Below are 24,318 nucleotides of genomic sequence, written 5' to 3'. Positions count from 1 at the left end.
ACGATTATCTGGCCCGCAAGCGGACGATTAACCGTGAGCGGATACAGCAACGCAGCGAGTTGCGCCGGTTGTTCAAAGAAAGCCGGAACTCAGCGGGCAGCCGCGCCTTGATGTCGATGATGAGGGAGTTGGGGTATCAGATTGGCCGATGCAAAGTACGCAACCTGATGAAGGAAGCCGGGCTGGTATCCAAACAGCCGGGCGCAAACCGTTATCAAGTGGCACAGTCTGAACGACCGGACATTCCCAATCTGCTGGCCCGCGAATTTGATGTCCAGCAACCCAATCAGGTGTGGTGTGGCGATATCACCTACGTCTTGGCAGGTGGTCGTTGGCATTACCTGGCAGCGGTGCTTGATCTGTACACCCGGCGGGTCGTGGGCTGGGCGATGTCTGATAAGCCTGATGCAGAATTGGCAATCAAAGCACTGGAGATGGCCTATCAGCAGCGGGGTTGCCCATCAGGTGTGCTATTTCACTCCGACCAGGGCAGCCAATATGGCAGCCGGACATTTCGGCAACGAGTGTGGCGCTATCGCATGACCCAGAGTATGAGTCGGCGTGGCAACTGCTGGGATAACGCCCCGATGGAGCGACTGTTCAGGAGCCTGAAGTCAGAGTGGCTCCCGGCTATGGGATATATGAGCTTGCGAGAAGCGATATAAGTTATTACCTGATGGATTACTACAACTGGCGGCGTCCACATCACCACAATGACGGGATACCGCCAGAAAAAGCCGAAGAACGGCCTAACCAAGTGTCCGGATTTAGTTGACCACTACATGGCGTATATAAGCGCGATAAACAAACGGAACTCCTTGCTCTGCCTGTAAAGAAGCCCCAAGTGTTGTAGCAGCAATGGGGCTTCCGAAGTCATGACTTGCTGGCTGAGTTAGGCAACAATGCCCTGCTCGACATGTTGTGACTCACAGTCAAAACATCTGTTCGTCGTCGGCATCCACAAAGAGCTGCAGACGGTCGCGTTCCTCATCCCGATGCAGCCGCAGGTGGATTGGATTGCAACAGGCCATGCAATCTTCGTAAAACTCCTGATCACCCTGGCTGGCATCCAGCTCGACCATGGTGTGGTGGCCACAGTGGGGGCAGACGATGCGTTTGCTGGTGTACTCGATCATGATAACCTCCTCGGGCCCTGGGGCCACCTATCTACCCTGATTCTAGTCGGGCTGCAGGGGGCTAACCGCGAGCAAACGCACGTTTATGACAGAGATCAAGCCTGAGGGATGGCAAGGTGCAACCGCTTGGACTGGTCGTGTGCGAGAGGAACAATCTGGTTGTGAATGACGGGTGAAAAGAGGGGAATTGCCAACGGTTGCTTGGCAATCACAGGGGGCAGAAGCCCCCTGCGGGCATGGGGGCTTAAACGAAACAGGGTGCCAGCAGGCTCTACTTGACCCAGCTGGCCAACATGTCGGCATTCAGCTCGGCCAGCGAGCTTAGCTGGTAGTTGGCGATGGCCAAGCGTGGATCACCCACTAAAGCGGGATCCGGCACGATCAGCGCAGTCATGGAGGCCGCCTTGGCCGCCAGCAGGCCGGTAAAGCTGTCTTCGATGGCTAGACAATGGACGGGCTCTACCCCCAGCTTTTCGGCGGCGTGGATATAGACATCCGGGTGCGGTTTGCCGAAACGCTCGATTTCAGCGGAGTGGACCGCCATAAAGCGATCGCGAATGCCGAGTTTGCCGAGCACCGCTTCTACCATCGCAAAGGGTGAGGAGGTCGCCAGACCCACTTTCAGCCCGCGGGCCTCGATAAGGTCGAGCGCCTCCAGCACACCGGCTTTGGCCTGACCTTCGGAGAGGATCAGGGCGTTGACCCGATCCAGAATGCGCTGTACTACCTCTTCCTGAGTCGGGCCGCTCCACGGGCGCAGGCGATACCAGTGGGCGACCAGCTGATCGATGCGCACGCCGATGGTCGATTCACAATCCTCGACGGTGTGGGGGTGACCCAGTTCGGAGAAAACGGCGATCTGGGCCCGTTGCCAAAAGGGTTCCGAGTCGATCAGAACACCATCCATATCGAAGATCACGGCAGCTAACATCTTGTACTCCTGACAAATTTGAAGAGGGGATTATAAGCCTGACGGGCAAATGCAAAAGGGGCATTGCCATGCCCCTTGCGCCCGATCACATCGGCAAACGTTTGTTTTGCTATGGCAAAAAAGTCCTTAGAACAGCACTTCGACCTTGGCGGCCACGGCTTTGGCTTTCTCTACCGCATCCTGGCAATCCGCTGCGCGGGCCAGCGCCACGCCAAGACGGCGGCGACCGGCGATCTCCGGCTTGCCAAATAGCCGCAGCTGGGCGCCCGGCACCAGTGCCAATGCCTCACCAATCCCCTGATAGCGGATATTCTGGCTGTGCCCTTCGCGCAGCACCACGGCAGAGGCGCTCGGCCCGTACTGGGTGATGGTGCCGACCGGCAGCCCCAGAATGGCGCGCACGTGCAGGGCGAACTCGGAGAGATCCTGAGAGATCAGGGTCACCATGCCGGTATCGTGGGGGCGAGGCGAGACTTCACTAAACCACACTTCATCCCCCTTGATGAAGAGTTCGACCCCGAACAGGCCGTAACCACCGAGGGCCTCAACCACCTTGGCCGCTACCTCTTTGGATCGGGCCAGCGCCAGTTCGCTCATCATCTGCGGCTGCCAGGATTCGCGATAGTCGCCATCTTCCTGCCGGTGGCCGATCGGCTCGCAGAAGTGAATGCCATCGACGGCGCGTACCGTGAGCAGGGTGATCTCGTACTCGAAGGGAACGAAGCCCTCGACGATCACCTTGCCACGACCGGCGCGGCCGCCTTCCTGGGCGTAGGTCCAGCTCTCATCCAGCTTGGCGCGATCGCGCAGCACGCTCTGTCCCTTGCCGGACGAACTCATCACAGGTTTCACCACGCAGGGCAGGCCGATAGCCTCGACGGCGGCGACAAACTCCCCTTTGCTTTGGGCAAAGCGGTAGGGTGAGGTGGGTAGACCCAGGGTCTCGGCGGCGAGGCGGCGGATCCCCTCCCGGTTCATGGTGAGCTGGGTAGCGCGGGCGTTGGGCACTACCTTGACCCCTTCTTGCTCAAGGGCAGCCAGGGTATCGGTGGCAATCGCTTCAATCTCGGGGATGATGAGGTCGGGTTTGACCTCGGCAACCAGGGCACGCAGGGCGTTGCCATCGAGCATGTCCAGCACGTGGGCTGCGTGGGCCACCTGCATGGCGGGGGCATTGGGGTAGCGGTCGGCGGCGATCACTTCGATCCCGAACCGTTGCAACTCGATGGCGACCTCCTTGCCAAGTTCGCCGGAGCCCAGCAGCAGGGCACGGGTGGCGCCGGGGCGGGTTGCGGTTCCAAACATACGATCTCTCCTGATGTCGATGGTCATTGTTGATGATCGCTATTACACGAATAGCGGACAAAAAAAGAGGCACGCATGGCGTACCTCAGGAAACGGGTTTGTGAGCGCGCTGCTCCAGATGGGTCAGCAAGGTAATGGCGCCAATGATGATGGCGGCGCCAAGCCACAGACGGCCTGGGGGCGCCCAGCCAAATACCAGCCAGCCCGCCAGCACGTTCATCGGCAGCTTGGCAAAATCGAAAGGCTGTACGAAGGAGGCCTCCGCCACGCTGTAGGCGCGAGCGATGGACATCTGGGCCAGTGCCGTCAACACGCCGGAGGCGGCTACCAGCAGCCACTGGCTCTCGCTTGGCCACTGCCACTCCGGCAGGGCCAGCATGACGTTGAACGGGGTACTGAAAATAAGCAGATACACCACTATGGTGTGGGATGATTCGTTGGCCGCCTGATAGCGCACCATCAGGGAGTAACCTGCCCAGAACAGCGCCGCCGCCACCGGCAGCAGGGAGGCCCAGTTGAATTCGTCAGTCCAGGGGGCGAGGATCAGCATGGCGCCGGCAAAGCCCGCCAGGGTGGCCAGAATGCGGGTGCGGCTCACCTGCTCCTTGAGCAGCAGCGCGGAGCCCAGGGTGGCAAACAGCGGCGAGGTCATCAGCAGGGCGATCCCCTGCCAGATAGGAACGGGGTACGCCAGTGCCCAGAGCCAGAGCTGGATGCCGATCACCGCCAACAATACCCGCAACAGGTGCAACCGGAACTGATTGGTCATCAGGGATTGGCGCAGGCCATGGCGAACCAGCCAGGGCAGCAGGCAGATCAGGGCGATCAGGTATTGATGGAAGGCGACCTGGGTAGAGGCAAGGCCGAGTTTGAAGCTAACATACTGGCTCAGGCTGTTGACGGCGGCGAAGCAGAGTCCTGCCACCATCATCCAGACTGCACCGGCCAAAGGAGAGTGCCTGCGCGAGGGTATCATGGGATCCGGGTCGCTGGAAAAAAGTGCGGCGGATCATAACGGCAATCGTTTGTTCTGCCAAGGGTTGAAGCGCGGCCGCAGGGTTGGCTGGCGAGGAAGTGGCCTTGCATCAAAAAATTTGAACAAGTTGAGCATCTATTTTCGCTATCAGCAAATAAGCACAATGTTTAGAGTGACCTCCATCGACAGCAACGCTGTTCAACCGACAACCAAATGGAGTTTCACCATGGCCAATATCCTCGTACTCAAATCCAGCATCCTGGGTCAATATTCCCAATCCAACGCCCTGATCGACGGCTTCCTGGCTGATCATCAGGATGATGCCGTCACCGTGCGTGATCTGGCTGCCCTCAACCTGCCGGTGCTGGATGGCGAGTTGGCCTCCGGCCTGCGCGGTGGTGACAACCTCAATGAACGTCAACTGGCGGTGATCGCCCAGTCTGACGAGCTGATCGCCGAGCTCAAGGCGAGCGACTTGGTGGTGATTGCGGCCCCTATGTACAACTTCAACATCCCGACCCAGCTGAAAAACTGGATCGATCTGGTGGCTCGCGCTGGCGTCACCTTCCGCTATACCGAGACCGGTCCGGTCGGTCTGGTTGAAAATACCCGTGCGCTGGTGATCAGCCCCCGTGGCGGCATGCACGTTGGCAGCGCCACCGATCTGGTCACTCCCTACATGCGTACCGTGCTCGGTTTCATCGGTATCAAAGAGGTGGATTTCATCTACGCCGAAGGGATGGGTATGGGCCCGGATGCCCAGAGCAAGGGGATGGAAGCGGCCAAAGCGCAGCTTGAGGCTCTGGCTATCTAAGGGCTCTCTCTATTAAGGGCTATCTATCCCGTCAGGGGTTATCTCTTCAAGGGGTTGCCCCGCCAGATACGAGAACGCAGCCATCAGGCTGCGTTTGTTTTTGGGCTAGATATGATTGCGACAGACGTTGCTGCTACAGAGAGTATCGCGGCAAGAGGTCGGTATAGACGCTCTGGCGGAGTCACTACTCCATCATAAAGCGGCGACAACCACGCACCAGCATCAATGCCACCGCGACCAGCAGGCCAAGCAAGAGGGTGGTCAGCCACTGTTCGGTACTTTGCGGCAAGTGGGGCGTGAAGAGGCTGATCATCAACAGGGTACAGAGCGTGATCAACAGGCTCTGTCGGGTCATCAATATCATGGGGTCATCCTTGGTTTGCTCACCTGAAACGATTTTAATGCCCTCTTGTGACAGGGTGATGTATCCGTGCATCACCTTGTTGGGGCTCTTCAGACCATATCAGGTTTTTACTGCAGAGCCAGCGCCATCACTGGCGCTGTGATCCCGATCCCGCTAGCTCTCTTTATCTGAACTGTTTCTGCGCTGGCTGGTAGTGAAAATCGCCGCTGGCGAGCCGCGCTTCCAGTGCCGCCTGATCGATCTCCTGCGCTTTGCAGAGATCATCCAGATCGTCATAGCGATCACGCAGCTGCATATTGACGACGCTCAATAGCATGTTGATGTCCATGGTGGCGAACTTTTTCAAATCCATGATTATTTCTCCCGATCCAGTGATTGCAGCTGCTCGATGGCGGCGCTGACGCTGTGCAGATGCTGGCGGATCGCCTCGCGGGATTCGCTCGGCAGATAGTCGGTCAGGGTATGTTGCCAGCTGCCCGCTTCACTCTTGAGCTGCAGGAAGAGGGCGAGCCCGGCATTGGTGAGGGAGACCAGACTGATGCGTTTGTCCTGCTCGCTGCTCTCGGTAAAGATGATCCCTTTTTCGACTAGACGGCGGATCTCGCGGGAGATGCGCACCTTGTCCATGCCGCTCGCCTCGACCAGCTCTTTCTGGCTGATTGGGTAGTGGGGGCCGAGCACCATCATCAGGCGCCACTGGGGTACCGTCAGCTGGTAGCGCTGTTCATAAAACTGTTCGAAGGTATCCCGTAGCATCTCGGCGGCATGTACCAACTGATAGGGCGGGTAGTGAGCGAGTAACGCTATGATTTTTGACATATTACACCCTGCTGTGACGGCTGCATCAGATGCAGTTTCTTTTGATACTTTGACATTGATGATACGAAACTCAAGCTGATTTGTCTGACCCGGTTGCGATGAAATGTGCGGTGGCGCACGCCCTCAAGGAAAAACCGGGTCTGACCGACGGGATTTTAAGCCAACGCTGTTCAGCCTTTACGCAACCAGATGAGGGCATTCTGCTTGAGCCAGGCCTCGCGAGTGTGGATAGCGTAGAGCGCGGCCTCGTCGCGGCTGCCCGCTTGCCAGCTTTGTGGCTCCTGTTTGGGCAGCTTGCGCTGACCCAGCAAGCAGGCCGGAATGTGCGGGTTGGCCTCGATGGCGACCAGCAGATGGGGCTTGGCTGCCTCGGCACCCTCGGTAGCAAAGACCATCAGCGCCTTGTTATAGAGCAACCAGCTGGAGGCTTCATCGAAGCGCACCAGCAGGGCGGCCAACGCCTGCCAATCCCCTTGCAGTGCATAGAGGGTGGAGAGGTTGTAGCGGCAACCCGGTTCATCGGCCATGCAGATTGTCAGCAGCGCCAGATACTCCGCTTTGGCCTCGCCCAGCTTGCCAAGGCGCAGCAGGCAGTCGGCGCGGCCGGCTCTGGCGGCCAGCAGAGGACGCAGCTCGGGGGCACTCCAGCCGTGGCCGTCGATTTGCTGCCAGAAGGCTTCATCAAACAGCGGAGTGGCATCGGCGATGATCTTCTCGAACCAGCCGAGGCGGGCCTGATGATCGCGGCAGCTGTCGGCCAGCTCGAACCAGGTCTGCCACTGTTGGGCCTGCTCGCCATTGAGGGCCACATCAGCGTTGGGGGCGGCCTGATACTGGTCGAGGTTGAGCAACTGGTTGAGGGCGGTTTTCATGTTCTGGCGCTGTCGTTTGCAGAACTCGACAAAGGGGAGTTCGCTGGCGGCGGCGCTATAGAGCATCTGGGCCATCTGCTTGTCGCGAAACAGGCTCAGCTCGGCGGCCAGACTGAAGCGGTACTGGGTGGTCGGGTCGTTCAAATCCTTCGGCTTGGGCCAGGTGGCAAAACCCATGCTGAAGCCATAACACCATTGACCGAGTGGGTGGCTCTGTTCGAACACCTGCTCGGGGTTATCGCTGGGCAGGCGGCATTGACTCGGCAGGGCCAGCTGGGCGTCGTCGGCCTGGGATTCCAGCTCGGCGATCAGGTGGTTGAGGGCTTCTGCGCTTTTTTCATCCAACTCGGCATCCTGTTCCAGCAGACCAGCCAGCGGGCGTTGCCAGTCAGGGCTTTCCGGCCCTACCAGACGAGCAGAGAGAAAACCGTGCAGGGCCGGGTAGGTCATGTCCTGATCGCTGTGGCTCTGGATCCATTGATTAAGATGGCGGGTACGAGTGGATGGGTTCATCGACAGTTCCTCTGGATTTGAACAGCCGCGAAGTCTACCTAAAAGTGGGGTTATTTGCAGCAAATGGCCGCCTGTTTGGCGATTTAATCACCATTGGCGGATAAGATAGGGGCGAAAGGGCGGCTCGTGGTGGCTTGGGGACTAGGCCGGATCACCGCTCTTGAGGTAACATGCGTGCCCATAGGGGCCATGTTCAGTTGGCCCATCCGGGTAATGAAAAAAGAGAGCACCATGATACAGATTGGCAAGATGAACACCCTCACCGTTGTTGAACTCGAAGACCGTGGCGCTTGGCTTTCGGCCGATGAGTACGGTGAACTGCTGCTGCCCAAACGTCAACTCCCGGAAGGGGTGAAAGAGGGGGATAGCGTGCAGGTCTTCCTCTATCTGGATGCCGATTGCGAGCCGGTGATCACCACCGACAAGCCATTTGCCATGGTGGACGAATTTGCCGGTCTGAAAGTGGTCAATGCCAACAAGATTGGTGCCTTCCTCGACTGGGGCATGAAAAAGGATCTGTTTGTGCCGAGCCGCGAGCAGAACAAGCCGATGCAGGTGGGCCACGTTTATCTGGTGCGTCTGCAACTGGATAACGAAGGGCGCATGGTCGGCACCAGCCGCATCGAGCGTTTCCTGACCCCGGCCGGCAGCAACTTCAAGGTCGGTGACGAAGTGACCGCGCTGCCGGGGGAGCACTCGCCCCTTGGCATCAAGGTGATCGTCAACGGTCAGTATCCCGGCATGCTGTTCAAGAACGAAGTGTTTGGCCGAGTGATGACCGGTCGGCCGCAAACCGCCTGGGTCAAGCAGGTGCGCGAAGATGGCAAGCTCGATCTGACCCTGCAAAAGCCGGGTCTGGCGCGGGTTGATGACGCTGGTGAGCGCATTCTGAGCCGGATGAAAAAGCAGGGCGGCAGTCTGGCGGTGGGTGACAAGAGCGAACCCGAGCTCATCTACAAGCTGTTCAGCATGAGCAAGGGTACCTTCAAGAAGGCGATCGGCGGCCTCTACAAGCAGGGCAAGATCGTCATCGAAGATAACGCCATCACTCTGGTGGCCACAGAGACCGACTCGGCAGTGGATAGCGAATAAGATGCCGAGCCCCTGTGTTGGCCTCTGCAAGGCGAAAGATGGGCTTTGCCTTGGTTGTGGCCGCACCCTGACCGAGATCGGCCACTGGTCGGCGATGGATAGCAAGGCCCAGCTGGCGGTGATGGCCGAGCTGAATGGCTCGAAAAGCACCCACCGCTGTCCGGGTTGTGGCGAACCGGCCTATTGCGCTGTCTCTGCCGGTCAGACCATCGCCCAGTGCTGGTGCAGCCAGTTGCCGGCAATGCCGATGCAGGAGGCCAGCGCTTGCTGGTGCCGCCGCTGTCTGGCCAAGGCCATCGCGGCGCAGTATTAGCAGAGAACTGAATTAAGTGAAAATAGAAACAAGAAAGGCGCCGATGGCGCCTTTTTTATGCCTGCTGCTGGCGATGCCAGCGCACATGCACTTGATCTTCGGTCAGCAGGCGGGGCAGCAGGAAGGTGGCAAAGATCACCTCAAACTCATCCTGATGATCCAGCAAACCGACCCACACTTCGACCCAGCGCTCCATATCGACCGGCTCACCCAGCTCGGTCGACCAGTCGGCATTGGGCAGGGTTGCCTCCACGGCGCCACGCTGCTCAAACTCCAGGGTGATGTCGACTATTTGTTCGGGGGCCAGCATATCGGCGGCCTGCTCAAGAAACTGATCATAGGCCCATTCGACCAGCTGATCCGGGGTACGCTGTTCCATGAAATCACTCCAGATACATCGAGGTTCGCTACTGTAACAATTATTGACTGTGGCGGCCAGACCAGTACGCCGGGCGTGGCTGGCCTGTCCAAGTTGCCGTTGGGGGAGTATGGTTAAGGCGCGGATCAGCTGGCAGGGAGTGAGGGGATGAAGCAGCGGGGACGGCGGCAACAGATCAAGCGACGGCGCGAGGCCTGGTGGTGGCACTATCTGCCGCTCCATCGCGAAACGGTGGGCGGCCATCTGGGCCCACCGGAGAAACCCGATGAGCCCTGAGGATCAGTCGGCCTGATGCACCCGATTGAGGGTGATCTGGCCCAGTTGCCCCATCTGGCGGCGGATCCAGACCGAGCGCTTCTGCACATAGGGTGAAGGGGGCTTGACCCGATAGCGCCACGGGTTGGGCAGGGCGGCGGCCAGCAGGGATGACTCGTAGCGGGTCAAGCGGCTGGCCGGTTTGCCAAAGTAGGTGCGGGCGGCGGCTTCGGCGCCATAGATGCCGGGGCCGAACTCCACGATATTGAGATAGACCTCGAGAATGCGGGCCTTGTCCCAGCCCAGCTCCATCAGCAGGGTAAACCAGGCCTCCAGCCCCTTGCGCAGGAAGCTGCGATCACTCCACATAAAGAGGTTCTTGGCGGTCTGCTGGCTGAGGGTGCTGGCGCCGCGCACCCGTTCGCTGTGCTGGTTGTGCTTGAGTGCGGCGTTGATGGCATCCATGTCAAAGCCGTTGTGCTCGGCAAAGCGCTGATCCTCGGCGGCGATCACCGCCAGTTGCAGCTCCTTGGAGATGGACTCCAGATCCACCCAATCATGGCGCACCTGGGTGATCTTGGCGGGCGGAAAGAGGGCCCGCTCGATACGCCAGCTCCACATCGGCGGATCGATAAAACGTAGCAAGGCGACCGAGCCGACCGAGCAGATCAGCCCGGCCAGCGCAATCTTGCCTGCCCACCTCAACACCCGGCGCCCAAGCGATACAGATGGACGTTCAGGGGCCACAGAGTCAGGGTCAGACTCCCACTGATAGTGGCTGGGATCATCGGGATCCGGAATTATTGGGGCAGCCATTCGATGTGGCAAAACTTCTCGTCAACACGGCGGGAGAGCAGCATACGGGCAAACAAGTGCTCATACTCTTGTTCTTCATTGCCAAGGCCAACCCAGATCTCGGCATAGTCGGTGTCGCTCACGGCAAAACCCACGTCCGCTTCCCAGTCATCGGCCGGGTCGGTTTCGGCCAGCAGGCCGCGGTCGTTGAACTCCTGATTGAAGCGGGCGATCTCCTGCTCCGGCAGGTTGTCAGAGGCCAGCTCCATAAAGAGTTCGAGGGCGGTATCGAGCAGTTCCTCGACGCTGTGCATTTCGTCATTCATAGACATAAGCGGTCTGTTCCAGAAAAGAGAAAAAGGTGCCAGCGCAGATCACAGCCTGCGGGGCGGCGCTATTCTAGCGGTCGGCAGCCCCCTTGGCGAGATGAGGCGAGCCGCTGTGGCCTGTTTTTGTGCCAATAAAAAAACCGGATCCAGTGACAGGATCCGGTCTTCATTGGGGGAAGGGGTCACGCATAGGGCGTCAGCTCATCCCTTCTTGTCATCGGCGAAGGTGATGTTGAGCTCCAGTACCGACAGCTCATCACTCTTCTGATCCAGTTGGACGGTTATCTTCTCCGGATCAATGTTGACGTATTTGCGGATCACATCGAGGATGTCCTGTTTGAGCTGGGGCAGGTAATCCGGCCCCCCTCTGGATGAACGCTCGTGAGCAACAATGATCTGCAACCGCTCTTTGGCCAGTTGTGCGGTGTTCTGTTTCTTGTTGGAACGAAAATAATCCAATAATGACATGTTTAACTCCCGAACAGTCGGCTAAAGAAGCCCTTCTTCTCTTCTTCCAGAAAACGAAATTCCTTGGCATCGCCCAGCAGGCGGGACACCGCATCTTCGTAGGCCTGACCGGCATCGGACTCCTTGTCCAGAATAACCGGTTCGCCGGAGTTGGAGGCGCGCAGCACCGCCTGGGACTCCGGGATCACCCCGAGCAGCGGGATGGCCAGGATCTCCTGCACATCCTGCACGCTCAGCATGTCGCCGCGGTTGACGCGGGTCGGGCAGTAGCGGGTCAGCAGCAGGTGCTCCTTGATGGGGTCTTCGCCACGCTCGGCACGGCGGGACTTGGAGGCCAGAATGCCAAGGATGCGGTCGGAGTCACGCACGGAAGAGACTTCCGGGTTGGTGGTGACGATCGCTTCATCGGCAAAATAGAGTGCCATCAGTGCGCCCGCCTCGATCCCCGCCGGGGAGTCGCAGACGATGTAATCGAACTTCATCTCTGCCAGCTGATCCAGGATCTTCTCGACCCCCTCACGGGTGAGGGCATCTTTGTCCCGGGTCTGGGAGGCGGGCAGGATAAACAGATTTTCAGAGCGTTTGTCCTTGATCAGCGCCTGATTGAGGTTTGCTTCCCCGTTGATGACGTTGACGAAGTCATACACCACGCGCCGCTCGCAGCCCATGATGAGATCCAGGTTTCTCAGACCGATGTCAAAGTCAATGACCACTGTCTTGTGACCACGCTGGGCTAAGCCGGTGCTCAGGGCCGCACTGGTTGTGGTCTTGCCAACGCCACCTTTACCCGATGTAACGACTATGATTCGCGCCATTCTCGCTTCCTTGTAACTCTATTTGATACGGTCTATTCGGAGTTGTTCGTTGTCCAGCCGGACGTGTACCGGTTGCTGGATCAGGCCTGCCGGCAATGCATCGCTCAGCTGGAATGTGCCCGCGATGGAGAGCAGCTCGGCCTGTAATTGCTGGCAATAGATCCGGGCCTGGGTGTTTCCCCGGGCACCGGCAATGGCTCTGCCACGCAGGGTGCCATAAATATGAATGCTGTCGTCGGCGAGCACTTCGGCTCCCGGACTGACGGACCCCAGCACCACCAGCGAGGTGCCGGCGGCGTAAATCTGCTGGCCGGAACGAACCGGTCCCACATGTACCTTGCTCGGGATCAAGGGGGCGGGTTCGGGCTCGGGAACCACCTCAGGGGCGGCTGGCACTGGGGCAGGCTCGGGTTCCGGTTCGCTCTTGCGACTCTTGCCCGAGGCCATCACGGCCAGTCCCACCGCCTTGGCGGCTGTCTTCATCTCTTCACTGCGCGCCCCCGTGATGCCGACCAGCACAAACTCTTCGGACTCCACCAGCTCCTTGAGCTGTTCGAAATCGGGAATATGTTCCAGTCGGGAAACATTGATCACCAGCGGCGCACAATTAAAAAAGTAGGGTGCCTGGGCCACTTTTTCGGCCAACAACTGACGTATCCGCTCAGGCTCGCCATCGCTGATATGCAACACAGAAATAGTGAAGGTGGTCCCTTTCAATTCGTTATCGCGCTCAACCATGAATCTTCCCCGAGGCAGAGATGCTAATCCGTTATTGTTATTCAATTCCTGATGTTATAGTTTGCCCCCATCAGAGGCAATAAACTCGTCGGATTATATCAATTTCCATGTTGTGTGCAGTCTATAAAAGTCGCAAAAAAGCCGAGACCTACCTTTTTGTTGAAAAAAGAGAGGATTTCTCCCGTGTTCCCGAGCCACTGCTGAGCGCATTCGGGCGTCCCGAGCTGGTGCTGATGACCAAGCTGGATCCGGCCAAGCCCTTGGGTCTGGCTGATGTCGGCAAGGTGATGGCCGCGCTGACCAACCAGGGGTTCTACCTGCAGGTGCCGCCGCCCCCTGAGAATTTGCTGGAGCAGCACAAGGCCAGCCTGAAAAAACCATCCTGAATATCCAGCCCCGTGGTGCGTTCTGCCCAGCGGGGCTAATTCTTTGTGACTCTGCATGACGCATTCCGGCCCCGGTGAGGTAGCTTGCGTTAATCCCGAGACAGGATCTGGCCAAATTAAACCCTCCCTTTGGTGATATTCACTTTTCGCTGTTTAAATAGAAAGTCAATCTACTCCCAACACCATATCCTCAACCTTTGCTGGCGCTCACAAAAATAGCGAGCGGCGTGCTGTCATATCCTCCATTTCAACGGCTATTGGCTCATTCATCGATTATTTCAGCCTCTTCCTTGGGCGCTTTTTTGGCCTCCACTGCGTGATGAGTTGTCCATCAAAGGGCGCGTAAAGAGGGCGGTGATAACGGTGCTAAAACCAGTTTGAGCGATGCGCTGTGGCCAAAATGATGAGCTAACCCCCTGTTTGTGTGCTTGATTGTTTGCCCTGATCACGAAAGTATCAGATAGGAGGCAATCAATGTGGCGGCGTGATAATCCGCAGGGTGAGTGGTAACCGCGTCTTGCCAAACAAGGGTATGACCAAAGGGGGGATATTGAGCTGAGGGGGCATCTCGATATCGATTAGTTGTGGAATCGTGACCGGGGCAAGATAGCAGGTACATATCAGCGACTTCCTACAGTGAAATGGTCGTTATGCCGGTTTAAGTGCCCGGCATCCCATCTGGGCAATAAAAAAGGCGGGATATCCCGCCTTTGTTCAGATGAGGGTCGCAACCCTTATTTATTCGCAAGCAACCTGCATCACCTTGATGGCCAGACCACCACGGGAGGTTTCACGGTACTTGGAGTCCATGTCCTTGCCGGTGATGTACATGGTCTCGATCACCTTGTCCAGGGAGACGCGCGGCTTGGAGGTACGACGCAGGGCCATACGGGAGGCGTTGACCGCTTTCATGGCTGCGATGGCGTTACGCTCGATGCAAGGCACCTGTACCTGACCGGCAACCGGGTCACAGGTCAGACCCAGGTTGTGCTCCATGCCGATCTCGGCAGCTTCGCAGACGTGCTCCGGGCTACCGCCCATCAGCTCGGTCAGACCGGCAGCGGCCATGGAGCAGGAGACACCCACTTCACCCTGACAGCCCACTTCGGCGCCGGAGATGGAGGCGTTCATCTTGTAGAGGATGCCGACGGCACCGGCAGCCAGGTAGAAACGGGTGTACTCGTCGCGGCCAACCGGCTGGATGAACTTGTCGTAGTAAGCCAGTACGGCCGGGATGATACCGGCAGCGCCGTTGGTCGGGGCAGTGACCACTCGGCCACCGGCAGCATTCTCTTCACTCACGGCCAGAGCGAACATGTTGACCCAGTCAACGATGTTCATCGGGTCGCTCGAGAGGTTCTCGTTGGTGTTGAGCTGACGGTAGAGCGGTGCGGCACGACGGGGTACGCGCAGCGGGCCGGAGAGAACGCCTTCGGTACGGCAGCCGCGCTCGATACCTTCGCGCATGGTGTTCCAGATCTTGCCGAACTTCTTGTAGATCTCTTCCGGGGTGTTGAAGCACTTCTCGTTTTCCATCATCAGGGCAGAGATGGAGAGACCGGTCTGGCTGCAATGGGCAACCAGCTCAGCGGCGCTCTTGAACGGATAGCGTACGGACATGTCGCCGCTGTCAGCCTTGCCGAAGTTCTCTTCGTCAACGATGAAACCACCACCGATGGAGTAGTAGGTCTTGCTGTAAACCACTTCATCTTCAATCAGGGCGGTCAGCTTCATGCCGTTTTCGTGCAGCGGCAGGGCTTCGTCGTGGAATACCATGGCGTCGCGCGGGAAGCTTACGGTGTGGCAGTGCAGGCCGATCGGCAGGCGCTCGGTCTGTTCAACACGGGAGATAAACTCGGGGATGGCATCGATATCGACATTTTCCGGCAGGTTGCCAGCCAGGCCCATGATGATGGCAGTGTCGGTATGGTGGCCTTTGCCAGTCCAGGAGAGGGAGCCGTAGACGTCGACATTGATCCGGGTTACATCGCGGATCTTGCCGCCCGCGCGCAGCTCGTCAACAAACTGTTTGGCCGCTTTCATCGGGCCAACAGTGTGGGAAGAAGAGGGGCCTACACCGATTTTGAAGATATCAAAAACGCTGATCATGTCACTATTACCTCAGGGTAGAAGGGGGCGGCATGCCCACTCACAGAAATTTGGGAGATCCATGGAACGCGCTTGTCAGCGCAGGTCACAGAACCAGATAACCGTAGTGTAACGGCTCCATACCTAAAAAAAGTTGAAATAGATCTATTTTTGTTGAATCTGAGGCGCGAGTATAAAATTTATTTTTGTGCTTATCCATTTTGTTAAGCGTTTGCCCATAAAAATACCCGGCGATGCCGGGCATTTCGGAACCAAATGGAGTCACTTGCCGTTTTTTAACATTCGGTAATGTTAACGGCGAGGCCGCCACGGGCCGTCTCCTTGTATTTGGTCTTCATGTCGTTGCCGGTCTCCCACATGGTCTTGATCACCTTGTCCAGTGACACCTTGTGCTCGCCGGTGCCGCGCAGGGCGAGGCGGGCGGCATTGATCGCCTTGACCGCCCCCATGGCGTTGCGCTCGATGCAGGGCACCTGTACCAGCCCGCCAATGGGATCGCAGGTGAGGCCGAGATTGTGCTCCATGCCTATTTCGGCGGCGTTCTCCACCATGGCCGGACTGCCCCCCAGCAGTTCGGTCAGCGCGCCGGCCGCCATGGAGCAGGCCACGCCCACTTCACCCTGACAGCCCACTTCTGCTCCCGAGAGGGAGGCATTCTTCTTATATAAGATGCCGATGGCAGCCGCGGTGAGGAAGTAGCGGATCAGCGTCTCGTCATCCACCTTGTGCACGAAGCGATCGTAGTAGTGCAGCACGGCGGGGATGATGCCCGCAGCGCCATTGGTGGGGGCGGTGACCACCCGGCCACCGGCGGCGTTCTCTTCATTGACCGCCAGCGCAAACAGATCGACCCACTCCATCACCATCAGCGGATCCTTGTTGAAGTTGGTCTCGCAACTGAGCTGGCGGAACAGCCCTGGGGCGCGGCGCCGAACCTTGAGGCCGCCCGGCAGCACCCCTTCGCTCTTGCAGCCACGATCGACGCAGCCTTGCATCGCCTGCCAGATCTTGCGCAGCCCCGCTTTTATCTGCTCATCGCTGCGAAATACCCGCTCATTGGCGAGGATCAGCCCCGAGATGGAGAGGCCGCTCTCCTGACAGTGGGCCAGCAGCTGGGCGCCGCTGTCGAACGGGTAGGGGACTGGGTGTTCGGCATCGGACTTGGCGGCCTCTTCTTTGGCGGTGGCAAAATGGCTCTCTTCAATGATGAAGCCGCCCCCGATGGAGTAGTAGGTCTGGCTGAAGCGCAGGTTTTCCTCTTTATCAAAGGCCCGCAGAGTCATGCCATTGGTGTGGGCTGGCAGGGTTTTGCGGCGGTTGAAGATGATGGCACCGGTGCGGGGAAAATGGCTTGGTTGCTCGCCTGCCAACTGCAGGCTCTGCTCATTTTCCACTCGAGCCAGAATGGCGGGAATCGCATCGATATCGACCGATTCCGGTTCAAAGCCCGACAACCCCAGAATGATCGCCTTGCCAGTGCCGTGTCCTTTGCCGGTCTGGCCCAGCGAGCCGTAACACTCCACTTCGACCCGTGTGATCTGCGGCAGATGGCCTTGCAGCTTGAGCTGCTGAACGAAGGCATAGGAGGCACGCATGGGGCCGACGGTATGGGAAGAGGAGGGGCCAATTCCGATGGAAAACAGGTCAAACACGCTGATCATGACATCAATCCGGTGATGGTTTATGTCTGTTTATTCTAGGATTTTTGCCATGGATAGGAAGCGGGGATTTGCGGTGCTGTGATATGGACACAGATAATGGGGCTGGGGGGCCAATAAGGTTGAAGGGGCTGATCCCCTTCAACCGGCCTGATCAGTCGAGAAATTCGCACAGATAAGCTGTGGGGGTTTTCACTTCCAGTTTGAAGGAGGAGTGACCGGCCACCAGGAAGGATTCACCCTGGCTGTAGGTGTGCCACTCATCTTCATCAGCCAGCTGGATGGTGAGGGCGCCCTTGATCACTGTCATCCGTTCGGGGGCGGCGGTGTTGAACAGGTAGTCACCGGCGTTCATCACCCCGACGGTTGATTTATCGCCTTTTTGTTCGAAACCGATGGATTTTACATTTCCGTCGAAATACTCGTTAACTTTCAGCATCTTTACATCCCTGTGTGTACGTTTGTGCAGCCAAACTAGCACAATCTTTTGCCAGTTGTCATGGGGGATGAGGTAAAAATCGCCGAGACCGCTTTGAATCTTCACTTTTTCGCAAACTTATTAATAGCCAAGGTTAATGATTTGCTGATTTAAAACAGCAATTAAATGTGAGATAACACGCGCAAACAGGGGAATGGGCAGCCGCTCATTCCCCTGTTTGGTTAATTGCACTGGGAAAAGTGTGAATTTTGCTACATAAAGGAACATATTGTGTTAACTAAAGGACTCATTAAAAACATCGGCTTCCAGGTTGTGGTCGCCATGGTACTGGGCGCAGTGGTCGGCGCGTTCATGGGTGAACAAGCCACCGTGTTTGCACCGCTCGGTACCCTGTTTATCCAGCTGATCAAGATGCTGGTGATCCCGCTGGTGGCGGTTGCCATCCTCTCCGGCGCCGCCAATCTGGGCGCAAGCCCGGCTGCGGGCAAGATCGGTGCGGCTACGCTGGCTTTCTTCCTCGTGACCTCAGCGTTGGCCGTGTTGCTGGCACTGGTGATGGGGCAGATCTTCAAGCCGGGTGTCGGGGTCGATTTCGCTTCCGTTGCCTCCATGTTTGGCGGTGACTATGCCGATAAAGGGGCGTTGCCGGATGCAGTCGCCACCTTGCTTGGCATGATCCCCACCAACGTCTTCAACTCCCTCAACGAAGCGAACATCCTGCAGATCCTGGTGTTCTGCATGTTCCTCGGCATTGCGCTGGCCAAACAACCACGCGAGCGGGCCAAGCCACTGGTCGATGGGCTCAATACTCTGGTGGATGCCTTCGTCTGGATGATCAACAAGGTGATGATCATCGCGCCGCTCGGGGTGTTCGGTCTGATGGCGGAAGCCATCGGTACCTATGGCTTCGATGTGCTGACCCTGGTACTCAAGCTGTTCGTGGTCTATGTGGCTGCCATCCTCATCTTCGGCTTCGTGGTCTATCCGCTGCTGGTGATGATGTTCTCCAACACGCCGGTGATGAAGTACCTCTCTGCCATGAAGAAGCCGCAGATCGTGGCCTTCTCCACCGCCTCTTCCATGGCGACCCTGCCGGTCAATATGGAGACCTGCGAGCATGATCTGAAAGTGACCAACGCGACCGCCTCCTTCGTGTTGCCGCTGGGTGCCACCATCAACATGAGCGGCAACGCCATCTATTACGGTCTGGTCGCCATCTTCTTCGCGCAGGTTTACAACATCGATCTGAGCGTCGGTGCCTGGGCGGCCATCATTGTGACCTCCACTCTGGGGGCGATCGGTCAGGCCGGTGTGCCGGGCCCAAGCTTCCTGGTGGTTGCCGTGCTGCTGGCGGCCGGGATCCCCATCGAAGGGCTGCCGCTGTTGTTCGCGCTGGATCGACTGTTCGATATGATCCGCACCTCCCTCAATATCACCGGCGATGCGGCCTGTGCTGTCATTGTTGACCGCTTCAGCCCGGAATATGACCCGCAGCGCTGGAACAAGGCATAACTGCTTTGAGCTGGGCTGAGATATAACAGCCCTAAGCTGACACTGGGTAACGCGAGCCCCTGCCATGATGGCGGGGGCTTTTTTATATCTGCCGGACAAGTATCAGAGCAAAGGTGTGCACAAGAGATTGCTGACGGATTTAGCTGTGTTGAATGGAGAGTTCAGGAGGGCAAAGCAACAGTCGTAGGCATTGGCCTTGTGATTGATGGCTGCCTTTTGTTGCTGCCAGGACAATGGGGCCGTCAAACGGCGGGTAACAAAAAGGGGAGCCTTGCTCCCCTCGGATATGATTTGCTGCTTTTTCTACTCCATCAGGCCATGTGGTTAAACCATCCTGGCCACACCTTTGTGGCGAAAGAAACAGCGTCAACGTGATGAAATCATATCTATGTTGACCATCTCGCCATTGTCACTGAAAAACGCCAGTTTGTGGCGATTAAATAGACATGGCAAAGAGGGTCGGTCCGGATTGATGCCTCTCTATCCGGCTCAGAACTGTGACAGTGAGGGCAGAGAGACAGCAACCAGGGTGAAAAACACCGTGAAAACGGCAGTAACGACAAACTCTTTCATTTTTCTCTCCCTAAGTTGTTGGTTGATGTAGTCAAGATACCATAACAAGGGGGTAAAACAAGGTGTGAATTGATAAAATAGCTGTTTTATATGCTTGGCTGGTTTAGATGGCTATTTTTGTCATATTTAGCTGATTTTATCACCTTGTCTGACGTATCAGGCATTCAAGATTCTGTTGTTATGATTATTTCATTTAAATTCAATTGGTTGGCTGGCTTCTGGTTGGCTTGGTGATGGGTTTTGTATGGAGCCCCAATGGCATTTTATAAGTTTTCACCCTCGTAATAGTGTCCTTTAGGCCATAAAAAGTGTGCAAGGCAGTGATTTGACGATTCCTGACGTAGATAGCCCATCCAAAAGAAGTCTATGGAGACAATCTGGTTCCCAGCCCTTGTCGCACCATCACTTTATCAGTCTGGAGGCTCCGCATTTTTACAGCAATACATTGGGTTGATAGGGAGTAGAGCGGTGCATCGGGGGGATTCAGAGTGGTAACTGGCTGTTTTATCACCGCCAATTTTCCCGTCAGCCTCGGAATAGACATGGCCGCAGCAAGAGTGAGGTGGGCAATAGGCCAGAGGCGTATTCTCTGGCTGGGCTGGGCTGGGCTGGGCTGGGCGCGAGCAGCGATCTGCGTGGGCGATGCACCTGCGTGAGTCATGTGATTGCAATACGAGAGCAGCGCCGGAGCATGGTTGGGTAAGATATCTGAATCCCTTCTACAAGATTGATATATAAAAAACGGCGTATGACGAGGAGGCTGAACAAGCTCGTTTCAGGGTCGACAGAGTGCAGATCAACGCAATCCGGTTCGCAGTAATAAAACACCTCCACGACGATACCGGAACTCTGTTCGTAGGCTGAAGCCGGTTGCTGTGAGGAGAGGAAGGCTGGTGATCAGTCAGATGGCGCAAGGGTTGGTAATCAGGCAACCCGTATGGTGAGGGGCACACAGCGTGCCGATGCCCCCGTTTTTGCAAGATATTAAAAAACCCTCCGATGGAGGGTTTTTGTCATCAACAGCCGGTAAAAAGCCGCGAGGCTTAGAACAGGGTGGTGGAGAGGTTGTAAAGCTCCTGATCGAACGGACGCTTCATGTTCTCGATGCAGTCGATGATATCGTGGTGTACCAGCTCGTTGCGCTGGATACCGACGCAGCGACCACCGTGACCAGCCAGCAGCTGCTCAACGGCGTAAGCACCCATACGGCTGGACATGATGCGGTCACGGGCAGTCGGGGCACCGCCACGCTGGATGTGGCCCAGGATGGTGGCGCGGGTTTCACGACCGGTCAGAGCTTCGATGTCTTTAGCCAGTGCGTTCACGTCGGTTACGTGCTCGCAGATGGTGATGATGGCGTGCTTCTTGCCCTTGGCTTCGCCTTCCTTAATCTGCTTGAGCAGCTTCTCTTTGTCGAAAGCCACTTCCGGTACGATCACATATTCGGCACCACCGGCAACGGCGGCGGACATGGCCAGATCGCCACAGTGGCGGCCCATGATCTCGACCACGGAGATACGGTGGTGCGAGCTGCAGGTATCGCGCAGACGGTCGATGGCGTCAACAACCACGTTCAGGGCGGTATCAAAACCGATGGTGAAGTCGGTACCGGCGATATCGTTGTCGATGGTGCCCGGCAGGCCGATGCAGGGGAAACCCTCTTCGGTCAGCTTCTTGGCACCCATGTAGGAGCCGTCACCACCGATGACGACCAGCGCATCGATACCGTGTTTTTTCAGGTTTTCGATCGCTTCGGCGCGCACTGCGGGGTCTTTGAAAGCAGGGAAACGGGCGGAGCCGAGGAAAGTACCACCACGGTTCACCACGTCGGAGACGCTGTGACGCTCCAGCTTGACGATGCGATCCTGGTGCAGACCGAGGTAGCCATCATAAATACCGTAAACTTCCAGGCCATGATGCAAACCGGCGCGAACCACAGCGCGGATGGCTGCGTTCATACCCGGCGCGTCGCCACCACTGGTCAGAACACCAATACGTTTGATTTGTTTGGTCATGAGTGCCTCTGGATCTGAGTTGTCAAATACGAATGTTTAAATAGACAAGCCACTTTTACTATATCGGCTTTCATATGGGATGCGGGGGCCACCATAGGAAAAGCGATACAAGAGAGGGGACGAGCCCCTCTCTTTGCCGTAATCAGCGATTACTTGGCAGCGCCAGCGATGATCTGGGAGAAGTCGTCCACTTTCAGGGACGCACCACCGACCAGGCCACCGTCGATGTCCGGCTGACCGAACAGGTCGGCTGCAGTGGCGCCAGTGACGGAACCGCCGTACAGGATCTGTACTTTGGCAGCAACAGCGGCATCAAAACCGGCCAGGTACTGACGGATGTGAGCGTGAACGGACTGAGCGATCTCCGGAGTGGCAGTCTTGCCGGTACCGATGGCCCATACCGGCTCGTAAGCGATAACGGCGTTGTTGAAGGAGGCGATGCCGCAACGGTCGATAACGGCTTTCAGCTGGGTCTCAACCACGTTCTTGGTCACGCCGGCTTCGAACTGCTCCAGAGTTTCACCGATGCACAGAACCGGCACCAGGCCGCCTTTCTGGATCGCTTCGTACTTGGCAGCAACCACGTCGTCACTCTCTGCGTGCAGGGTACGACGCTCGCTGTGGCCGACCAGAGAGTAGGTGCAACCAAAGGCTTTCAGCATGGAGGGGGCGTTTTCGCCGGTGAAGGCACCAGACTCGTGAACGTCAGCGTTCTGGGCACCGTAGGCAATCTTGCTGCCAGCGGTCAGTTGCTCAACCAGACCCAAAAAGATAACCGGCGGGCAGACGGCGACTTGCACAGAAGGATGAGCGGCAGCAGCCGGGGTCAGTCCTTTGATCAGAGCTTCTACAGAAGCCTTGGTGCCGTTCAGTTTCCAGTTACCCATTACCAGGTGCTGTCTCATCTTCTTAATCTCCTAGGCATTTGATTGCGCGACATTATATGAATTGAACCGAGCCCAAGATAGCTGACCCGGCGGCAAATGACGTAATTTTTTTTCGCTTTCCTGATCCAAATCAGGAATGAAACGCTTGATCGCTCATTCGTTAACCTGCCCCCGCAAGCGAGCCCACCATACCCCAATCCATTCGTGGATGGCAGCTTCGGAATACATCAGATAACGTCCTTTGGGTAAATAACTGTAGAGCGGCTGGGGTACCTGGCTCTGCTTGGCGGTGTAATCGGTGGGGGCCGGCACGGCCTTGAGTCCCTGACCCTGATAGAGGGCCATGGCACGTGGCAAATGAGTGGCCGAACTGACCAGCGCCACCTCTTTTCCTTTCAGATGGCGGCTGATACTGACCGCTTCATCATGAGTGTCTTTGTTGTTTTCAAACAACGTCATTCGCGCGCGGGGAATGCCAAGGCTCTCGGCCATCCGGGCATTGACCTCGGCATTGGAGAGGGTATCCCCCGACACATAACCGGAGAACACCAGCTCGGCGTCGGGATAGGCCTGGGCAAGGCGAACCCCCTCTAGAGTCCGTGCCAGGGCGATATTGTTTTGCCAGGAGCGCTCGGGCACCGCCGGGTCACTGACATGGCCGTTGCCGAGCACTACTATGGCATCGATGTTGGGATGCTGGCTCACCTCGAACGGCGGGTAGGTCTGCTCCAGCCCGCGGGCCAGTTCATAGCTCACCGGCCGCATCCCCATCAGCGCCACAATGAGCAGCGAGAGAGTGGCCAGCAGCTTGCCGGTTTTCTGAAAACGGGTGAACCAGAGCAGCAGCAGGGCGACCAGCAGCAGGGAGAGGGAGAAGGGGAGCGGCATCAACAGCTGACCCAGCCACTTTTTAATCACAAACACGACAGACACTTCCTTGAGTTTTCAGCAAATTCGGGATGTGACAGAATACCTCTCTTTTTTGGGATGGCCACAACCCTGTGGCGCTAATGTTGAGTTTCTCCTTGAAGCACGATCAGAGTTTTGACGGGCGCGCCGACAAGTTCGCCCGCAACATTTACGACTCCACCAAGGGGCGCATCCGCACCACCATTGTCTGGAGCGACATCGAAGCCTGCCTGGCCCGCCTTGGCAACCGACCGCTGCGCATCCTCGATGCGGGGGGCGGTTTTGGCTATTTCGCCCAGAAGCTGGCGGCCATGGGCCATCAGGTGGAGCTGTGCGATCTGTCAGCAGAAATGCTGGAACTGGCCCGCAGCCAGATCGCCGAGAAGGGGCTGGAAGACAAAATCCGTCTCATCCATTGCCCCATTCAGGATCTGAAGCAACACGTGACCGGGACCTTTGATCTGGTGCTCTGCCATGCGGTGCTGGAGTGGCTCGCCGAGCCGCGCCAGACCTTGCTGGGTCTGTTCCCTTTCGTCAATGCCGGGGGCATACTGTCGCTGCTTTTCTACAACCGTCATGGTTTGCTGTTCCAGAGCCTGGTGGTGGGCAATTTTGACTATGTGCGCCTTGGCCTTCGCAAGAAGCGGCAGACTGCGCTTACACCCACCAATCCCCAATTGCCGGAGCAGGTCTATGACTGGATTGGTCGCGGGGGGCTGCGCATCATCGGCAAGACCGGGGTGCGGGTGATCCACGACTATATGCGTCACAAGCAGGATCAGGTGGAGAAGTTCGACGATCTGCTGGCCATGGAGCAGCAATATTGCCGTCAGGAGCCTTTTGTCGCCCTCGGTCGCTATATCCATGTGATGGCCCAGAAGCCGGCCAGCTGATTGCTCGCGGTTCACGTCGATGT

The 24,318-nt window shown here is 57.4% G+C and carries 27 protein-coding genes and 1 pseudogene; 8 read left to right on the top strand and 20 right to left on the bottom strand.

Annotated elements, in window-relative coordinates; translation table 11 throughout:
• Positions 1-775: pseudogene (locus G5253_RS06385) on the top strand (IS3 family transposase); the annotation flags it as partial.
• 157 nt (positions 776-932) lie between these two features.
• Here G5253_RS06385 and G5253_RS06380 read toward each other — a convergent pair.
• From G5253_RS06380 to G5253_RS06365, 4 genes are all read right to left on the bottom strand, one after another.
• A complete protein-coding gene (locus tag G5253_RS06380) occupies positions 933-1,136 on the bottom strand; it encodes a CPXCG motif-containing cysteine-rich protein (RefSeq protein WP_266134707.1) in 204 nt (67 codons plus the stop codon).
• Between the two features lie 271 nt (positions 1,137-1,407).
• Positions 1,408-2,067, bottom strand: a complete 660-nt coding sequence (hxpB, locus tag G5253_RS06375; protein WP_127005685.1) for a hexitol phosphatase HxpB — start codon at positions 2,065-2,067, stop codon at positions 1,408-1,410.
• A gap of 126 nt (positions 2,068-2,193) precedes the next feature.
• Positions 2,194-3,372: a formate-dependent phosphoribosylglycinamide formyltransferase gene (gene purT / locus G5253_RS06370; protein WP_266134706.1), complete on the bottom strand. Its 1,179-nt coding sequence runs from the start codon at positions 3,370-3,372 to the stop codon at positions 2,194-2,196.
• 85 nt (positions 3,373-3,457) lie between these two features.
• A complete protein-coding gene (locus G5253_RS06365) occupies positions 3,458-4,300 on the bottom strand; it encodes a DMT family transporter (protein WP_230599631.1) in 843 nt (280 codons plus the stop codon).
• A 274-nt stretch (positions 4,301-4,574) separates the two neighbouring features.
• Between G5253_RS06365 and G5253_RS06360 the strand changes: the two genes are divergently transcribed.
• Positions 4,575-5,162 (top strand): FMN-dependent NADH-azoreductase, encoded by a 588-nt coding sequence (locus G5253_RS06360; RefSeq protein WP_042055909.1) that lies wholly within the window; start codon positions 4,575-4,577, stop codon positions 5,160-5,162.
• A gap of 184 nt (positions 5,163-5,346) precedes the next feature.
• On the opposite strand, the gene G5253_RS06355 is transcribed toward G5253_RS06360, so the two are convergent.
• The 4 genes from G5253_RS06355 to G5253_RS06340 form a co-directional block, all read right to left on the bottom strand.
• On the bottom strand, positions 5,347-5,526 hold the full coding sequence (locus tag G5253_RS06355; RefSeq protein WP_042055911.1) for a hypothetical protein: 180 nt from the start codon (positions 5,524-5,526) through the stop codon (positions 5,347-5,349).
• A gap of 163 nt (positions 5,527-5,689) precedes the next feature.
• Positions 5,690-5,878: a DUF4250 domain-containing protein gene (locus G5253_RS06350; protein ID WP_019445848.1), complete on the bottom strand. Its 189-nt coding sequence runs from the start codon at positions 5,876-5,878 to the stop codon at positions 5,690-5,692.
• Positions 5,879-5,880: 2 nt separating this feature from the next.
• Complete coding sequence (locus G5253_RS06345) at positions 5,881-6,345, bottom strand: MarR family winged helix-turn-helix transcriptional regulator (protein ID WP_042055915.1); 465 nt, start codon at positions 6,343-6,345, stop codon at positions 5,881-5,883.
• A gap of 170 nt (positions 6,346-6,515) precedes the next feature.
• On the bottom strand, positions 6,516-7,730 hold the full coding sequence (locus G5253_RS06340) for a UPF0149 family protein (RefSeq protein WP_266134705.1): 1,215 nt from the start codon (positions 7,728-7,730) through the stop codon (positions 6,516-6,518).
• Between the two features lie 231 nt (positions 7,731-7,961).
• On the opposite strand from G5253_RS06340, the gene G5253_RS06335 reads away from it, so the two are divergent.
• Together G5253_RS06335 and G5253_RS06330 are read left to right on the top strand one after the other, a co-directional pair.
• Positions 7,962-8,822 (top strand): CvfB family protein, encoded by an 861-nt coding sequence (locus tag G5253_RS06335; protein WP_236727592.1) that lies wholly within the window; start codon positions 7,962-7,964, stop codon positions 8,820-8,822.
• A gap of 1 nt (position 8,823) precedes the next feature.
• A complete protein-coding gene (locus G5253_RS06330; protein ID WP_042055920.1) occupies positions 8,824-9,135 on the top strand; it encodes a DUF1289 domain-containing protein in 312 nt (103 codons plus the stop codon).
• A 55-nt stretch (positions 9,136-9,190) separates the two neighbouring features.
• On the opposite strand, the gene G5253_RS06325 is transcribed toward G5253_RS06330, so the two are convergent.
• A complete protein-coding gene (locus G5253_RS06325) occupies positions 9,191-9,514 on the bottom strand; it encodes an HI1450 family dsDNA-mimic protein (protein WP_005336851.1) in 324 nt (107 codons plus the stop codon).
• A gap of 147 nt (positions 9,515-9,661) precedes the next feature.
• Between G5253_RS06325 and G5253_RS06320 the strand changes: the two genes are divergently transcribed.
• A complete protein-coding gene (locus G5253_RS06320) occupies positions 9,662-9,790 on the top strand; it encodes a hypothetical protein (RefSeq protein ID WP_019445852.1) in 129 nt (42 codons plus the stop codon).
• 3 nt (positions 9,791-9,793) lie between these two features.
• Here the strand turns inward: G5253_RS06320 and mtgA are convergent, their stop codons facing one another.
• From mtgA to minC, 5 genes are all read right to left on the bottom strand, one after another.
• Positions 9,794-10,585, bottom strand: a complete 792-nt coding sequence (mtgA, locus tag G5253_RS06315; protein ID WP_266134704.1) for a monofunctional biosynthetic peptidoglycan transglycosylase — start codon at positions 10,583-10,585, stop codon at positions 9,794-9,796.
• On the bottom strand, positions 10,570-10,896 hold the full coding sequence (locus tag G5253_RS06310) for an HI1450 family dsDNA-mimic protein (RefSeq protein WP_005352317.1): 327 nt from the start codon (positions 10,894-10,896) through the stop codon (positions 10,570-10,572). Before G5253_RS06310 ends, mtgA begins: the two co-directional genes overlap by 16 nt.
• 198 nt (positions 10,897-11,094) lie before the next feature.
• Entirely contained in the window at positions 11,095-11,361 is a 267-nt protein-coding gene (gene minE / locus G5253_RS06305) for a cell division topological specificity factor MinE (protein WP_005336848.1), read from the bottom strand.
• Between the two features lie 2 nt (positions 11,362-11,363).
• A complete protein-coding gene (gene minD / locus G5253_RS06300; protein WP_005336847.1) occupies positions 11,364-12,176 on the bottom strand; it encodes a septum site-determining protein MinD in 813 nt (270 codons plus the stop codon).
• An 18-nt stretch (positions 12,177-12,194) separates the two neighbouring features.
• Positions 12,195-12,914: a septum site-determining protein MinC gene (gene minC / locus G5253_RS06295; RefSeq protein WP_139408307.1), complete on the bottom strand. Its 720-nt coding sequence runs from the start codon at positions 12,912-12,914 to the stop codon at positions 12,195-12,197.
• A 107-nt stretch (positions 12,915-13,021) separates the two neighbouring features.
• Here minC and G5253_RS06290 point away from each other — a divergent pair, with 107 nt between their 5' ends.
• Entirely contained in the window at positions 13,022-13,300 is a 279-nt protein-coding gene (locus G5253_RS06290) for a YcgL domain-containing protein (protein ID WP_005360946.1), read from the top strand.
• 738 nt (positions 13,301-14,038) lie between these two features.
• Here the strand turns inward: G5253_RS06290 and G5253_RS06285 are convergent.
• From G5253_RS06285 to G5253_RS06275, 3 genes are all read right to left on the bottom strand, one after another.
• Positions 14,039-15,409, bottom strand: a complete 1,371-nt coding sequence (locus G5253_RS06285) for an L-serine ammonia-lyase (RefSeq protein ID WP_005336844.1) — start codon at positions 15,407-15,409, stop codon at positions 14,039-14,041.
• Positions 15,410-15,684: 275 nt separating this feature from the next.
• Complete coding sequence (locus G5253_RS06280; protein ID WP_266134703.1) at positions 15,685-17,070, bottom strand: L-serine ammonia-lyase; 1,386 nt, start codon at positions 17,068-17,070, stop codon at positions 15,685-15,687.
• A gap of 151 nt (positions 17,071-17,221) precedes the next feature.
• A complete protein-coding gene (locus tag G5253_RS06275; protein ID WP_021230003.1) occupies positions 17,222-17,506 on the bottom strand; it encodes a pyrimidine/purine nucleoside phosphorylase in 285 nt (94 codons plus the stop codon).
• A gap of 270 nt (positions 17,507-17,776) precedes the next feature.
• On the opposite strand from G5253_RS06275, the gene G5253_RS06270 reads away from it, so the two are divergent.
• Entirely contained in the window at positions 17,777-19,018 is a 1,242-nt protein-coding gene (locus G5253_RS06270) for a dicarboxylate/amino acid:cation symporter (protein WP_005352303.1), read from the top strand.
• A gap of 1,616 nt (positions 19,019-20,634) precedes the next feature.
• Here G5253_RS06270 and pfkA read toward each other — a convergent pair.
• The 3 genes from pfkA to elyC form a co-directional block, all read right to left on the bottom strand.
• Positions 20,635-21,606: a 6-phosphofructokinase gene (gene pfkA, locus G5253_RS06265; protein WP_005336840.1), complete on the bottom strand. Its 972-nt coding sequence runs from the start codon at positions 21,604-21,606 to the stop codon at positions 20,635-20,637.
• A 149-nt stretch (positions 21,607-21,755) separates the two neighbouring features.
• Entirely contained in the window at positions 21,756-22,511 is a 756-nt protein-coding gene (gene tpiA / locus G5253_RS06260) for a triose-phosphate isomerase (protein ID WP_040069280.1), read from the bottom strand.
• A gap of 135 nt (positions 22,512-22,646) precedes the next feature.
• The gene (gene elyC, locus G5253_RS06255; protein WP_266134702.1) at positions 22,647-23,417 is read right to left on the bottom strand and encodes an envelope biogenesis factor ElyC; all 771 of its coding nucleotides are present in this window, start codon (positions 23,415-23,417) and stop codon (positions 22,647-22,649) included.
• A 101-nt stretch (positions 23,418-23,518) separates the two neighbouring features.
• Here elyC and cmoM point away from each other — a divergent pair, with 101 nt between their 5' ends.
• Positions 23,519-24,295, top strand: coding sequence for a tRNA uridine 5-oxyacetic acid(34) methyltransferase CmoM (gene cmoM, locus G5253_RS06250; protein WP_031227571.1), 777 nt, complete (start codon positions 23,519-23,521; stop codon positions 24,293-24,295).
• Positions 24,296-24,318 lie beyond the last annotated feature (23 nt).

It is taken from the genome of Aeromonas sp. 602658 (genome assembly GCF_049173005.1).
In the GTDB taxonomy this organism is placed as follows: Bacteria; Pseudomonadota; Gammaproteobacteria; order Enterobacterales; family Aeromonadaceae; genus Aeromonas; species Aeromonas veronii_A.
Note: the sequence above shows the minus strand (reverse complement) of the source record. Positions and strands in the feature narration are given on the sequence as shown.

What these genes read in the sequence shown, in the direction of transcription:
- G5253_RS06380 (WP_266134707.1), bottom strand. Translation starts at nt 1,136, where the DNA reads ATGATCGAGTACACCAGCAAACGCATCGTCTGCCCCCACTGTGGCCAC.
- hxpB (WP_127005685.1), bottom strand. Translation starts at nt 2,067, where the DNA reads ATGTTAGCTGCCGTGATCTTCGATATGGATGGTGTTCTGATCGACTCG.
- purT (WP_266134706.1), bottom strand. Translation starts at nt 3,372, where the DNA reads ATGTTTGGAACCGCAACCCGCCCCGGCGCCACCCGTGCCCTGCTGCTG.
- G5253_RS06365 (WP_230599631.1), bottom strand. Translation starts at nt 4,300, where the DNA reads ATGGTGGCAGGACTCTGCTTCGCCGCCGTCAACAGCCTGAGCCAGTAT.
- G5253_RS06360 (WP_042055909.1), top strand. Translation starts at nt 4,575, where the DNA reads ATGGCCAATATCCTCGTACTCAAATCCAGCATCCTGGGTCAATATTCC.
- G5253_RS06355 (WP_042055911.1), bottom strand. Translation starts at nt 5,526, where the DNA reads ATGATATTGATGACCCGACAGAGCCTGTTGATCACGCTCTGTACCCTG.
- G5253_RS06350 (WP_019445848.1), bottom strand. Translation starts at nt 5,878, where the DNA reads ATGGATTTGAAAAAGTTCGCCACCATGGACATCAACATGCTATTGAGC.
- G5253_RS06345 (WP_042055915.1), bottom strand. Translation starts at nt 6,345, where the DNA reads ATGTCAAAAATCATAGCGTTACTCGCTCACTACCCGCCCTATCAGTTG.
- G5253_RS06340 (WP_266134705.1), bottom strand. Translation starts at nt 7,730, where the DNA reads ATGAACCCATCCACTCGTACCCGCCATCTTAATCAATGGATCCAGAGC.
- G5253_RS06335 (WP_236727592.1), top strand. Translation starts at nt 7,962, where the DNA reads ATGATACAGATTGGCAAGATGAACACCCTCACCGTTGTTGAACTCGAA.
- G5253_RS06330 (WP_042055920.1), top strand. Translation starts at nt 8,824, where the DNA reads ATGCCGAGCCCCTGTGTTGGCCTCTGCAAGGCGAAAGATGGGCTTTGC.
- G5253_RS06325 (WP_005336851.1), bottom strand. Translation starts at nt 9,514, where the DNA reads ATGGAACAGCGTACCCCGGATCAGCTGGTCGAATGGGCCTATGATCAG.
- G5253_RS06320 (WP_019445852.1), top strand. Translation starts at nt 9,662, where the DNA reads ATGAAGCAGCGGGGACGGCGGCAACAGATCAAGCGACGGCGCGAGGCC.
- mtgA (WP_266134704.1), bottom strand. Translation starts at nt 10,585, where the DNA reads ATGGCTGCCCCAATAATTCCGGATCCCGATGATCCCAGCCACTATCAG.
- G5253_RS06310 (WP_005352317.1), bottom strand. Translation starts at nt 10,896, where the DNA reads ATGTCTATGAATGACGAAATGCACAGCGTCGAGGAACTGCTCGATACC.
- minE (WP_005336848.1), bottom strand. Translation starts at nt 11,361, where the DNA reads ATGTCATTATTGGATTATTTTCGTTCCAACAAGAAACAGAACACCGCA.
- minD (WP_005336847.1), bottom strand. Translation starts at nt 12,176, where the DNA reads ATGGCGCGAATCATAGTCGTTACATCGGGTAAAGGTGGCGTTGGCAAG.
- minC (WP_139408307.1), bottom strand. Translation starts at nt 12,914, where the DNA reads ATGGTTGAGCGCGATAACGAATTGAAAGGGACCACCTTCACTATTTCT.
- G5253_RS06290 (WP_005360946.1), top strand. Translation starts at nt 13,022, where the DNA reads ATGTTGTGTGCAGTCTATAAAAGTCGCAAAAAAGCCGAGACCTACCTT.
- G5253_RS06285 (WP_005336844.1), bottom strand. Translation starts at nt 15,409, where the DNA reads ATGATCAGCGTTTTTGATATCTTCAAAATCGGTGTAGGCCCCTCTTCT.
- G5253_RS06280 (WP_266134703.1), bottom strand. Translation starts at nt 17,070, where the DNA reads ATGATCAGCGTGTTTGACCTGTTTTCCATCGGAATTGGCCCCTCCTCT.
- G5253_RS06275 (WP_021230003.1), bottom strand. Translation starts at nt 17,506, where the DNA reads ATGCTGAAAGTTAACGAGTATTTCGACGGAAATGTAAAATCCATCGGT.
- pfkA (WP_005336840.1), bottom strand. Translation starts at nt 21,606, where the DNA reads ATGACCAAACAAATCAAACGTATTGGTGTTCTGACCAGTGGTGGCGAC.
- tpiA (WP_040069280.1), bottom strand. Translation starts at nt 22,511, where the DNA reads ATGAGACAGCACCTGGTAATGGGTAACTGGAAACTGAACGGCACCAAG.